12 protein-coding genes are annotated in these 11,655 nt (G+C 68.5%); 10 read left to right on the forward strand and 2 right to left on the reverse strand.

The window, feature by feature from the left end; genetic code table 11:
- The first annotated feature begins 304 nt into the window (after positions 1–304).
- From MJ783_RS07185 to MJ783_RS07230, 10 genes are all read left to right on the forward strand, one after another.
- The gene (locus MJ783_RS07185) at positions 305–1,264 is read left to right on the forward strand and encodes an ABC transporter permease (protein ID WP_239309385.1); all 960 of its coding nucleotides are present in this window, start codon (positions 305–307) and stop codon (positions 1,262–1,264) included.
- The gene (locus MJ783_RS07190; RefSeq protein WP_239309386.1) at positions 1,257–2,117 is read left to right on the forward strand and encodes an ABC transporter permease; all 861 of its coding nucleotides are present in this window, start codon (positions 1,257–1,259) and stop codon (positions 2,115–2,117) included. The genes MJ783_RS07185 and MJ783_RS07190 overlap by 8 nt, the downstream gene beginning before the upstream one ends.
- Entirely contained in the window at positions 2,114–3,160 is a 1,047-nt protein-coding gene (locus tag MJ783_RS07195; RefSeq protein WP_239309387.1) for an ABC transporter ATP-binding protein, read from the forward strand. Before MJ783_RS07190 ends, MJ783_RS07195 begins: the two co-directional genes overlap by 4 nt.
- Positions 3,160–4,170, forward strand: a complete 1,011-nt coding sequence (locus tag MJ783_RS07200) for an oligopeptide/dipeptide ABC transporter ATP-binding protein (protein WP_239309388.1) — start codon at positions 3,160–3,162, stop codon at positions 4,168–4,170. The genes MJ783_RS07195 and MJ783_RS07200 overlap by 1 nt, the downstream gene beginning before the upstream one ends.
- Complete coding sequence (locus MJ783_RS07205) at positions 4,167–4,925, forward strand: IclR family transcriptional regulator (protein ID WP_239309389.1); 759 nt, start codon at positions 4,167–4,169, stop codon at positions 4,923–4,925. Before MJ783_RS07200 ends, MJ783_RS07205 begins: the two co-directional genes overlap by 4 nt.
- Positions 4,922–5,806, forward strand: coding sequence for an amidohydrolase family protein (locus MJ783_RS07210; RefSeq protein ID WP_239309390.1), 885 nt, complete (start codon positions 4,922–4,924; stop codon positions 5,804–5,806). Before MJ783_RS07205 ends, MJ783_RS07210 begins: the two co-directional genes overlap by 4 nt.
- Positions 5,807–6,064: 258 nt before the next feature.
- A complete protein-coding gene (locus tag MJ783_RS07215) occupies positions 6,065–7,015 on the forward strand; it encodes a dihydrodipicolinate synthase family protein (protein WP_239309391.1) in 951 nt (316 codons plus the stop codon).
- The gene (locus MJ783_RS07220) at positions 7,008–7,889 is read left to right on the forward strand and encodes an SDR family NAD(P)-dependent oxidoreductase (protein ID WP_239309392.1); all 882 of its coding nucleotides are present in this window, start codon (positions 7,008–7,010) and stop codon (positions 7,887–7,889) included. Before MJ783_RS07215 ends, MJ783_RS07220 begins: the two co-directional genes overlap by 8 nt.
- Position 7,890: 1 nt before the next feature.
- Positions 7,891–8,634, forward strand: coding sequence for a PIG-L deacetylase family protein (locus tag MJ783_RS07225; RefSeq protein ID WP_239309393.1), 744 nt, complete (start codon positions 7,891–7,893; stop codon positions 8,632–8,634).
- 225 nt (positions 8,635–8,859) lie between these two features.
- The gene (locus tag MJ783_RS07230) at positions 8,860–10,035 is read left to right on the forward strand and encodes a mandelate racemase/muconate lactonizing enzyme family protein (protein ID WP_239309394.1); all 1,176 of its coding nucleotides are present in this window, start codon (positions 8,860–8,862) and stop codon (positions 10,033–10,035) included.
- A 4-nt stretch (positions 10,036–10,039) separates the two neighbouring features.
- On the opposite strand, the gene MJ783_RS07235 is transcribed toward MJ783_RS07230, so the two are convergent.
- Positions 10,040–10,972: a dihydroorotate dehydrogenase gene (locus MJ783_RS07235; RefSeq protein WP_239309395.1), complete on the reverse strand. Its 933-nt coding sequence runs from the start codon at positions 10,970–10,972 to the stop codon at positions 10,040–10,042.
- Positions 10,973–11,155: 183 nt separating this feature from the next.
- The coding region (locus MJ783_RS07240) for a DUF2795 domain-containing protein (protein ID WP_239309396.1) at positions 11,156–11,655 on the reverse strand (500 nt) is incomplete at its 5' end.

The following is an 11,655-nucleotide window of genomic DNA, read 5'->3' on the forward strand; positions in this document are numbered from 1 at the left end:
CCTGGGCCTTCTCCGCCTCACGATGCATCCGTCTGTCATCCGGCACCCCCCGAACAACTTCCGGCGGCGACCACTAGGAACCTGATGTTAGCCTTCTGCCCGGGTGATCCGCGCCCAGTCGGCCCCTGGCCGCGTTGTCGGCCACACCGATACAACTCATCCGGTATCGCTTCGGCCTTCCGCCCTGCCCGGGGGTGCCTGGACGCGGCTCACTGATCGAAAGCCCGATCTCACACACGCTCTGAGTCCAGGATTCAAAGAACCTGTTGTGAATCCCGGGAGCCGGCGGGGACGACGAGAAAGGATGACCGTGCCGTATATCGTCAAGCGGGTGTCGATCAGCCTGGTTATGATAGCCGGCTCGTCGATCCTTATCTTCGCCGTTCTGCGGGCGTTGCCGGGCGATCCTGTGATCGCTCGGCTGGGTGCCGCGCGGGGGACAGATCAGGCAACGATCGACAGGCTGCGTGCGGAGGCCGGTCTCGACCGTCCCGTTGTCAGTCAGTACCTCAGCTGGGTCGCCGGGATAGCCCACGGGGATTTTGGTAGATCATATGTCAGCCAGCGCACAGTCAGCTCCCTCATCGCAGCCCGGCTCGGGCCCACACTGGAACTGACTTTTCTCGCCATGACTCTCGCGGTCGCGGTCGCGGTTCCGGCCGCGATCGCGGCGGCTACCCGGCCCGGCGGCTGGGTGGACCGATGCGTCACGGCGGCGGCGTCGGCCGGTATGGCGTTTCCCCCGTTCGTGGCCGGAATCCTGCTTATCCTGCTGTTCAGTGTGACGCTGAAATGGCTGCCCGCGCGCGGCTATGTGCCGCTGCTCCAGAACCCGGGGCAGAACGTGCGCGATATGGTCATGCCGGCGCTCGCGCTGTGTCTGGTGGCCGCCCCGCTCCTGGTGCGCTACCTGCGTACGGAACTCATCTCGGCGCTGGCGTCACAGTTCGCCCGGACGGCGGCGGGCAAGGGCGCCCCGGCCCGGACCGTGGTCCTCCGTCATGCGCTGCGCAACGCCGCGCTGCCGAGCCTCACCATGCTGGGGCTCATCGTCGGGTACACCCTCGGTGGAAGTGTCATTGTTGAGTACGTGTTCGGTTTCGCTGGCCTCGGGTCGTTGTCGGTGGAATCGGCGTTCCAGCGTGACTACTCGGTACTCCAGTCGGTCGTTTTGCTGATCAGCGTTTTGTTCATCCTGGTATCGATGGTGATTGACCTGCTGGTGTGGTCGCTGGATCCGAGAACCCGGGGGCACCGTGTCTGAGTCTGCCGCCGCGGGGCACAGCCGGGTGCGCCGCGGTCGGCGCGTCCGGATCAGCCCGCCGCCAGCGAGTGTGCTCGTCCTGCTGGCGATCGTCGGGATGTGCCTGCTGGCCCCCCTGGTCAGCAGGCAGGGTGCGACCGGCCTGGACCCGGCGAACGCCTTCGGGACGATGAGCGCGCGCCATTGGCTCGGCACCGACGAGCTGGGGCGGGACAAACTCAGCCGGCTCCTCTACGGCGGTGAGCTGTCGCTGTCCGTCGCTGGTGGCAGCGTTGCCGTGGCGTTCCTGGCCGGCACGCTGTGGGGCGTGCTCGCCAGCGGTGCCCGAGGCCTTCTCGACGAGCTGTTGATGCGCGGCGCTGACATCACTATGGCGATCCCGCAGATCCTGTTCGCGCTGGTGTGTGTCGCGGCGTTCGGGGCGTCGCTGGTATCCCTGATCGTGCTGACCGGGCTGCTGCTCGCGCCCAGCACCGCGCGGATGGCGCGAGCCGCCATCGTCCGCGAGACGACCCTTGACTACTACGCCGCCGCCGTCGCGTACGGAGCCAGCCGGGGTCGCCTGCTGCTGCGTGAGGTGCTCCCCAACATCCTGCCCGACCTGGCCAGCCAGGCCGCGATCAACGCCGCCAGCGCGATGATCCTGGAAGCCAGCCTGAGCTTCGTCGGGCTTGGCGTCCAGCCGCCACAGATGTCCTGGGGGGTGCTGCTGCAACAGGGATACGGGTTTCTGTACAATGATCCAAGTTATGCGGCGGCGCCCGCCATCCTCATCCTCGCCACCGTGCTGTGTCTCAACCTGGCCGCAGACCGGCTCACCGCTGTCGACCGACTCACTGGTGGGCGTCGATGACGGCACCCGCCATCCTCGACGTCGACGATCTGTGGGTCGCTGTCGGCGCCACCGCGGTCGTGCGGGGCATCAGCTTCGCGCTGTCCGCCGGTCAGCGGCTCGGTATCGTCGGCGAGTCCGGCTCGGGCAAGACGTTGACCGCACTGGCCGTGATGGGCTTGCACCGCGGCCCGGTCCGGGTCACCGGCGGGCGGGTGTGGCTGGATGGCATCGATCTGCTCGTGCTGCGTCGGCGCGAGCTTGACCGCATCCGTGGCCGCCGGATCTCGATGATCTATCAGGATCCAGCGGCGGCGCTGAACCCGCTGATGACGATCGGGGCACAGATCGTCGAGTCGATCCGGCTGCACGAGGATGTCCGCCGCGCGAGTGCGCTGGAACGCGCGGCCGATCTGCTCGGTGAGGTCGGGATACCAGCCCCGCGACAACGCCTGGCCGCTTACCCGCATGAGTTCTCGGGCGGGATGCGGCAACGCGCAATGATCGCGATGGCGCTGGCCAGCCGGCCCGACGTGCTGCTGTGCGACGAGCCGACCAGCGCGCTGGACGTGACGACTCAGGTGAGAGTGATCGCACTGATCGACCGGATCTGCCGTGAGCGTGGCCTGGCAGCGGTTCTGATCACTCATGATTTAGGTGTCGCCGCCGGGTTCTGCGACGATACCGCGGTTATGTACGCCGGTCAGATCGTGGAGTCCGCACCCACCGTGGACCTCTACGCACGCCCGGCCCACCCCTACAGCGCGGCGCTGATGTCGGCGACCGTCGATCTCACGGTCGATCTCACCGTGCCCATCCGGACCATATCCGGCCAGCCGCCGCTGCCGGCGGAGACCGGTGCCGGCTGCGCATTTCAGCCGCGTTGCCCGATATCGATCGGCCTGTGCGCGGAGCCGGTCGCGTTGCGGGCGGCCGCCGGTCGGCAGGTGCGCTGCGTCCGGGCGGGCGAGTCCATCTCCGCGGAGTACCCCGTCGCGGAGCACCCCGCCGCGGAGCACCCCGCCGCCGGCCGGGCAGCGTCAGCGGACAGGGCGGACCGGTGATGCTGTTACGCATGCCGGCGGGGCCGCCGGCGCGGCTGCCCCCGCGGCTGCTCGAGGTGCGGAATCTGGTCAAGACCTATCCATCACGTCATGGCGGCCGACTGCCCGCCGTGGACGGTGTGTCGCTGTCGGTGCGGCGTGGCGAGACTTTCGGGCTTGTCGGCGAGTCCGGGTCGGGAAAGTCGACGGTCGGCCGCTGCGTGCTGCGGTTGACAACGGCCGACAGCGGCACGGTCCGTTTCGACGGGCAGGACATCGCAGGCCTGTCCGCGGCGGGGATGCGCCGGCTGCGGTCCCGGGTGCAGGCCGTCTTCCAGGACCCACACGCTTCCCTCAACCGGCGCGCGTCGGTCGCCGGTATCATCGCCGCACCGCTGGTGGCCCACCGCATAGGCACCCGGGGCGAGCGTGAGGCCCGGGTACGGGAACTGCTCGACCTTGTCCAGCTTCCCGGCGGCATCGCGGACCGCCGGCCCGGCGAGCTTTCAGGCGGTCAGGCTCAGCGCGTCGCGATCGCTCGGGCGCTGGCGCCGCGTCCTGACTTCATCGTGCTGGACGAAGCCGTGTCGGCGCTGGACGTTTCGGTACGTGCACAGATCCTCAACCTGCTCACCGGGTTACAACGGGACCTCGGGCTGACCTGTCTGTTCATCTCGCACGACCTCGCGGTGGTGCGGTACATGGCTCAGGAGGTGGGGGTGATGTACCGGGGACGGATCGTGGAGATGGCTCGTCGCGAGGATCTGTTCGCCGCGCCGCGGCACCCTTATACTCGCCTCCTGCTCGATGCCGTCCTGGCCGCTGATCCGGTGACAGCGCGCTCCCGGGTAAGCAGGACGCGTCCCGACGAATACGTCCGATCCGAGCCTCCGGCCCTGGGCTGCCGTTTCCTGCCACGATGCGATGTCGGCGCGGGACGTCCTCGGTGCGCCTCGGAGGATCCGCCCCTATGCCTGCTCGACACAACACCGGTGCACGTCTCGTGCCACTATCCGGGAGTGATGGGATGACCGCGACCGCGCCCACGAGGCTGAGCGACCGGTTGATCGGGATTGTCGAGTCCTTCCTGGCCGCGCCCAGCCAGAGCCTCTCGGAGGTCGCCGCCGCGTGCGGCCTCGAGCCGTCCACGACAACCCGCTATCTGCGGCAGCTCGTCGACCACGGATGGCTCGAGCGGGACGAGGTGTCCCGCTGCTACTCCCTTGGCGTCCGCATGATCACTATTGGGCATGCCGCGCGACGTGCCCGGCCGTTGCGCGGCCGTGTGCTCCCGTACATGCGCGAGCTGCTCGCCCGGTTCGACGAGACGATCAACCTGGCGGTGAACCAGGCGGGCGAAGTTGTGATCATTGAGGCCCTCGAGGGCCGCCGGTCGATCCGCCGCGGGGCGACCGTGGGTGACCGTGACGACTGGTTCGTCTCCAGCCTGGGAAAGTCCATCCTCGCCCATCTCCCCGATGACGAGGTGCGGGAACTCCTGCGTACCCGGCCACCGGAACGGCACACGGCCCTGACCCGCACCGATCCCGCGGACGTGCTTGCTGATCTTGCCGACATCCGTCGCCGCGGGTACGCGCTCGACAACGAGGAGGCCGAGATCGGGATGAAGTGTGTCGGCGTCCCGATCCGCGACGACCGGGGGCGATACCGCTTCGCGCTCAGCGTCAGTGGTCCCACCGCGCGGATGAACGACCGGTTGGACGACATCGTCGACGCCCTGAAGGCGGTGGCGCGCAACGTGAGCGCGGAGGGGGAAGCGTCGTGACGTTGGTGACCGTGGACGTTCACACGCATCTGGGCGAACGTGGCACCCATGTCGGCGGGCCGCTCGCCGACGACGAGATGCGGGTCTGGGGACGAACCCACTGGGACGTGACACCGGCCGGGCACGCCGCCGCGGCGGCTGCCGCGACGGCGTCGGTGGTGCTCGCTTTCGATGCCGAGCCGGTCGGGACGGTCGTGCCCAACGAGTACGTGGCGAAGGCCGTCGCTGACAAGCCGAACCTCATCGGGTTCGCCAGCGTCAACCCCACCCGGCCCGACGCGGCTGCCCGGCTGCGGCATGCGGTTGAGGATCTTGGCCTGTATGGCCTTAAGCTCGGCCCGACCTACCAGCACTTCCATCCTCACGACCCGGCCTGCCTTGATCTGCTGGAGATCGCCGACCACTACGGCATTCCCGTCGTCTGGCACCAGGGCACCACGTTCACCCGAGCCGCGATCGCGGAGTTCGCCCGTCCCCTCCAGCTCGACCTCCCCGCGCGTCGGTTCCCGGCGTTGCGGATGTGGATCGCGCATTTCGGTCACCCGTGGACGGCCGAGGCGCTGAGCGTGGTCCGTCGTCATGAGCACTTCTACGTCGACGTGTCCGCGATGGACACCCGGCCGTGGCAGTTGGCCCAGGCGCTCGCGACCGCGTCGGAGTACCAGGTCTTCGACCGTGTCCTGTTTGGCAGTGACTATCCCTTCTCCACTGTGGAACGGACCATCACCGGCCTGCACCGGGCCGCCGCCCTCTGCCGTAGTCTTGGCATCGCGAACGTCACCGCGAGCGATATCGATCACATCTGTGCCCGGGACGCGGTCGCGCTGCTTGGCCTGCGGCCACGGCCTCCGCGGAGTTCTCAGCAGCCTCCGGGCCCATGAAGACGGCCATGCCCGCGAAGCGCGGTCGTGAGCACAGCAGGCCGGCTGAGTCGATCGGGTGCGGGTGGCGACGATGGTGACCAGGCTCTGTTGCCCAGGCCCTCGGCAGGTGTTGAGCCAGCCCATTCCCCGAGCGGCCGAAATTTCGGCAGCTATGCATCCAAACCGACGTCGATACCGTATCGATCATATTGGTTATTGATACTGGGGAGACATGTGCCATCCGAATCAGCGGCTCTACCGAAAGGCAATGGCCAGGTGACTCTTGCGGACCAGGCCACGGCGGTGCGGAAGCCGGCGGCAGACAGCCGCGACATCGCCGGTGTGCTGGCGGTGTTCCAGACTCCCTTCGATGACGACGGCCGTATCGACAGGCGGACGATGGAGTCCCAGTTCGACTGGCTGTTCGCCAACGGAGCCGACGGCGTTGTCTTCGCCATGGTCTCCGAGGTGCTCCGGCTGTCGTCCGAGGAACGCGATGAGATGGCCGCGTTGACCTGCACGTTTGCCCGTCGGCATGGGGTCGCGGTGGTGAGCGTGGGCGCTGAGTCCACGGCGATGGCCGTCCGGCATGCCAAGCATGCGCAGGACGTCGGCGCGGACGCGGTGATGGCGACCCCGCCGGGGCTCTCCCGGGCGAGTGACGAGCAACTGGTGCGCTACTTCATCGCGATCGCCGAGGCCGTGACTGTGCCGCTGATCGTCCAGGACGCCAGCGGTTACGTCGGGGCACCGTTGTCGATCAACGTGCAGGCGCGGCTGCACACGGAGCTCGGAGACCGGGCGATGTTCAAACCCGAGGCGCAGCCGATTGGTCCCCGGCTCAGCCGGTTGCTTGACGCGACCGGTGGGCGGGCCCGGGTCTTCGAGGGAACGGGTGGTCTCTACCTGATCGACAGCTTCCGCCGTGGCGTGGTTGGGACAATGCCGGCCGGGGATCTTGTCTGGGCGTTGGCCGCGCTGTGGCGAGCCCTGTGCGACGGCGACTTCCCGCGCGCGTATCGGATCGCCGGACCGCTCGCTCTGATCGTGTCATTGCAGAGCAGCCTCGACAGTTTCGTCGCGGTCGAGAAGCACCTGCTGGTCCGGCAAGGGGTGTTCGGGTCAGCCGCCATGCGGGGGCCGGTCAGCGACATGATCGACGAGCCGATGTGCCAGGAGATCGACAGGCTGGTCGACCTGCTCCGGGAGACCGTCGACGATGCCTAGACAGGTGGCTGTCGTGACCGGCGCCGGCGGGGACATCGGCGCTGCCTGCGCCCAGCACCTGGCTCGCGGCCGTGACGTCGTGCTCTGCGTCGATCGGGACGAGACACGAGCCAGCGCCGTTGCCGATCTGATCATTTCTGGGGGAGGCGACGCCAGAGTGCTGCGCGCGGATGCCGGCGGCCCGGCCTTCGGCAGGGAGACCGCCGCAGCCGCCACGTCGTTGGGGACGGTCACCGCAGCCGTGCACGCGCTCGCGTACGAAGAGCACCGCCCGGCGGACGCCCTCCCGGCGCAGAGCCTGGAGCGCAGCCTCGCCGTGGGCCCGGTAGCCGCCTTCGCTCTGTTCGCAGAGCTTCTCGCCGCTGGTTGCCTGAAAGCCGGAGCGGCGTTGACCGCTATCGGATCCTTGCACGCGTCCCTGCCGTTCCCGCGATGCCTGGGCTACAACGCCGCGCATGCCGCCCTTGCCCAGGTGATCAGGACGCTTGCGCACGAGTGGGCGCCGCACGGCATCCGCGTCAACGCCGTCGTGCCCGGCTGGATCCGGACCCGAGGCGAGGCCGGCCTGTACGGCGACGCATTTCTCGACCAGGTCGCCGGCCGTTTGCCGTTCGGCCGGATGGGCACCCCCGATGACGTTGCCGCCGCGGTCGAGTTCCTGTCGTCGCCGCGCGCGGCGTACGTGTCCGGAGCCTTCCTGGCGGTGGATGGCGCCTTGGCGGTCTCGCTCGCCGATCTCACCCGATTCGGCCCCGGGGACCAGGTTGGCGCCAGCGGTGAGGAATTCCCGTCCATGGCTCCGGGACTTCGGCCGTCGGCGGCGCGGCACAGCCACGATCGCATCGACTATGGCCCTGCGGGCGAGCTGAACTGAGGTGAGAATCGTCTGTGTTTTCGCCCATCAGGACGACGAGATGCGCTGTCTGGGAACTCTGCAGCGGTTCCGGGAGACGGGGCATGAAATCTCCTTCGTCTGTGTGACCCAGGGCGACAAAGGGCTTGCCTTTGACCCGTCCGCGGACCGGGGCCTGGCCGCCTCGGTGCGGGATGCGGAGATGCGCTCGGTCGCGGCGAGTTTCGCGGCCGACTACCGCTGCCTCGGTCGGGAGGACGGTTTCCTCTATGACGATGCCGCGCTGCGCCGGGATCTCATCAGGACGCTCCGTGAACAGCGAGCCGAACTCGTCTTCACCCACTGGACGTCGGACTACAACAGCGACCATGTGGTCACCGCCCGCGCGGTGCTCGATGCCGCTCTGTTCACCAGCCTGTCGTCCTTCGAACCGGCCTCGCCCCCACTCGAACGGGTGCCCCGGATCTTCCATGTGCACCCCGGGGACGGCTACGGATTCGAGGCGACGCATTTTGTCCAGCTCACGCCGGCGCACGTCACGGTGAAGGCCGAGCTGATCCGGCGGCATCGCAGCCAGATGGATGTCATGCGCCGGCTGCGCGGCCGTGACTACGCCGACGAGATCGCTGACGAGGACCGCCGCCAGGGCGCGCGGCTGATGGTGGCCCATGCGGAGGCGTTCCGTGCCTGCCTCGCGGAGCGGCGGATTCCCTGGCCGTCCGACCTGCCCAGCGCCATCCCCGACCAGGTCCGTGACCAGGTCTGAGAGCGTGTGTGAGATCGGGCTTTCGATCAGTGAGTCGCCTCCAGGCGCGCCCCTGGCAAGGCGGGAGGCCGCAGCGATACCGGATGAGTCGTATCGGTGTGGCCGACAACGCGGCCAGGGGGTGGCCTGGACGCGGCGAGCCGGAATGACGATCTCAAACACGCGCTGAGGTTGTGGCCGCTCAGGGCCCGGCCGGCTGCGAACCGGAACAGGAGGCGGGAACGGATGAGGATCACCGAGGTGTCGCCGGTGTTGTTGCGCGGCGATGAGTCATACGGTCCGCGCTCCGGTGCCGCGGAAGCAGTCGACCAGGGTGACTGGTTGCTGCTGGTTCGCGTCCGCACCGATGCCGGGCTGGAGGGATGGTCCGACGTCGAAACACTCGGGCCGGTCGCGGCACGGGTGCTGTCCGGCCCTGGCATGGGCGCGCTCGGATTCCGTGGCATCGCCGAAGAAACAGTCGGGAAGGACCCGCTGGATATCGAGGGGATCTGGACAGATCTGTATCTCGCCACCGCCTACTACGGTCGCCGTGGTGTCGTCATGCATTGCATGTCGGCAGTGGACAACTGTTTGTGGTCCATTCGCGCACAGGCCGCTGGCGTTCCGTTGTCGGAGGTGCTCGGCGGGCGCCGCCGGGACCGTCTGCCGGCGTATGCCTCGACGCTGTTCCGGGCCACTCCCGACGAGAACCAGGCGGCGGCCGCCGGGTACGCACGGATGGGATTCCGGGCGGTCAAGTTCGGTTGGGGCGGTTTCGGTATCGACCCGGGCCTGGACCGGGAGAACCTGGCCGCGATCCGCGAGGCCCTGGGGCCGGAGCGCGAACTGATGGTGGATCCGGGCTGGTATGTCCATGACGGGGGCCGGCCCCGGGTCCGGACGTACGCACAGACCCGGGCGATGCTGGAGATTGTGGCCGACGTGGTGCCTTACTGGGTGGAGGACTTCGTCCATCCTGAATGCCCGGCCGACTACCACCAGGCCAAGCTGGAGTTCCCCACCCTGCGGTTCGCCGCGGGCGAGCAGCAGGCCACCATCTGGGACTTCCGCCGGCTCATCCACGAAGGCGGCGTCGACGTGCTGCAACCGGACCTGTCCCGATGCGGCGGGCTCACCGTCGCGAAGGCGGTCGCGGCAGAGGCGGAGCGGGCGGGCCGCGAGATCGTCACGCATTCCTGGCTCACCGACCTGCTACATGCCTACAGCCTCGCGTATCTCGCCACGCTGCACGATGCGCATTGGGTCGAGTTCAATGTCGCCCAGAGCGCGCTGAGCCGGGGGGTGGTCACCACCCGGCTCAGTCTCGCCGCTGATGGCACAGTCGCGATCCCCGACGGTATCGGCCTTGGGATGGCGGTTGACCAGGAGTTCATCCGGTCGTGTCAGGTAGTGGTTTAGACCGTTACAGCTGGTCGGCATAGTCGGCGAGAATGTCGCCGAAGACACCGGCGTCGCCCTGGCGGTTCCAGTACGCGGTGGCGGCCTGCGCCGCGACCGCGCCGGCATGCAGGAAGTCGACGATGTCGCGTCCATCGGTCACCCCGCCCGCTCCGATGAGCTCGACTGTCTCGGGTAACAGGCGCCGCAGCTGCCGTATCTGGCCCAGCGCCACGGGCCTGAGAGCGGCGCCGCTGAGCCCGGCCAGCTCGACATCGATCACCGGCTCATTCGCGTCAGTCAGGGCGAGGGCGTTGGGGAAGGTGTTGACAGCGCAGACGAACCGTGGCCCGGATGGCTCGCGGGACAGCACCGTGATGAGCCCGGCCAGTTCGGCCAGCGCGGCCGGGTCCGAGAATGGGGAGATCTTGATACCGAAGGCCGGTGGTCGACGGTCGACCGGGATGGTGCCGCCGACGGTGGCGAGCGCATGGGCGACCTGGCCGCAGATGGCCCTGGTCTGATCGTTGTCGAAGCAGGCGATACGTTTCTGCCGGCCGCCATCCCACACGTTCGGACAGGCCAGATTGACCTCGATGAGGTCGGCGCCGGCCAATGCCACCGCATGCGCCGTGCGGGCGTATTCCGCGGCGTTGAATCCCGCGATGCTCACGATGAGCGGTTTGCCGGCGCTGTGCGTGGCCGCAACCATGTCCGGCAGCCGCTCACGGTAGTATTCAAGCCCCGGATTCGGCAGACCCAGCGCGTTGAGCGAGAAGAAATCCCCGGTGTGGTAAACGTTGCCGCCGTTACCGGCCCGGGCCTGTTCGGTGATGGAGCCGACGACGACCGCGGCCACAGCGGATCGGGCCAGGGTACCGACCTCGTCGAGGCTCTTGCAGGTGCCCGCGGCGTTCATGAGCGGATGTTCAAGCTCGATCCCGCAGAGCGTGGCCATGCCACCAGTCTCCCGCGCCCGCCGCGACCCTGCCCGACCGCCCATCGTCGGGTGTTTGCGGTAGTGAGAACACTGCTTTGCGTTTCGGTGCACGGGTGCACGGGTGCACGGCAGGTGGCTGTGCTTGCGCAGCGGGCGGGCGCAGTGGGCAGGCGCAGTGGGCCGGCCGTCGAGCGGCCGGGGTCAGAACCGTACGGTTTCGATGTCCTCGCCGCCGTGCAGCGCCCGCCAGAGATCACCGACCGAGTTGTACTGCTGTCGCTTGGGCAAGGTGCGGAGCAGCTCGACGAGCTGCTCCGGGGCGTTGCGGCCGCGCAGGCCGTGCGCGAGCTGAGCCGCACGAGCGGGAAAGTCGTGCCGATCGAACCAGCGGGCAAGGTCGGTTCGGGCCTGTGCGGCCGCGGCCGTGTTCGCTGCCGCGCCCTGGTCGGCACCGGAGGTCTCCGGTATGATCGCCACCTGGGGCTGATCCTCGCCTGGCGGTTCGGCGGAGCGCCACTCCTCGGTGCGCGTGTCCCTGCCCGCGCGGACGATCCCGTCCACCTCGTGGGCAAGGCTGTCATCCTTGACCGGGCCGTGTTTGGTGCTGCCACGCTGCATAGGCATCATCAGCTCCTCGTCGTCGCCGACCGGTCCACGCTGACCGGCCGACCGGCCGGCCGGTTCTGATCCGCCTGACTTCG

Source organism: Protofrankia sp. Cj3, assembly GCF_917627355.1.
In the GTDB taxonomy this organism is placed as follows: Bacteria; Actinomycetota; Actinomycetes; order Frankiales; family Frankiaceae; genus Protofrankia.

Excerpts from the sequence above, each read along its gene's own strand:
- MJ783_RS07185 (WP_239309385.1), top strand. The coding sequence starts at position 305 with ATGACCGTGCCGTATATCGTCAAGCGGGTGTCGATCAGCCTGGTTATG.
- MJ783_RS07195 (WP_239309387.1), top strand. The coding sequence starts at position 2,114 with ATGACGGCACCCGCCATCCTCGACGTCGACGATCTGTGGGTCGCTGTC.
- MJ783_RS07200 (WP_239309388.1), top strand. The coding sequence starts at position 3,160 with ATGCTGTTACGCATGCCGGCGGGGCCGCCGGCGCGGCTGCCCCCGCGG.
- MJ783_RS07205 (WP_239309389.1), top strand. The coding sequence starts at position 4,167 with ATGACCGCGACCGCGCCCACGAGGCTGAGCGACCGGTTGATCGGGATT.
- MJ783_RS07220 (WP_239309392.1), top strand. The coding sequence starts at position 7,008 with ATGCCTAGACAGGTGGCTGTCGTGACCGGCGCCGGCGGGGACATCGGC.
- MJ783_RS07230 (WP_239309394.1), top strand. The coding sequence starts at position 8,860 with ATGAGGATCACCGAGGTGTCGCCGGTGTTGTTGCGCGGCGATGAGTCA.
- MJ783_RS07235 (WP_239309395.1), bottom strand. The coding sequence starts at position 10,972 with ATGGCCACGCTCTGCGGGATCGAGCTTGAACATCCGCTCATGAACGCC.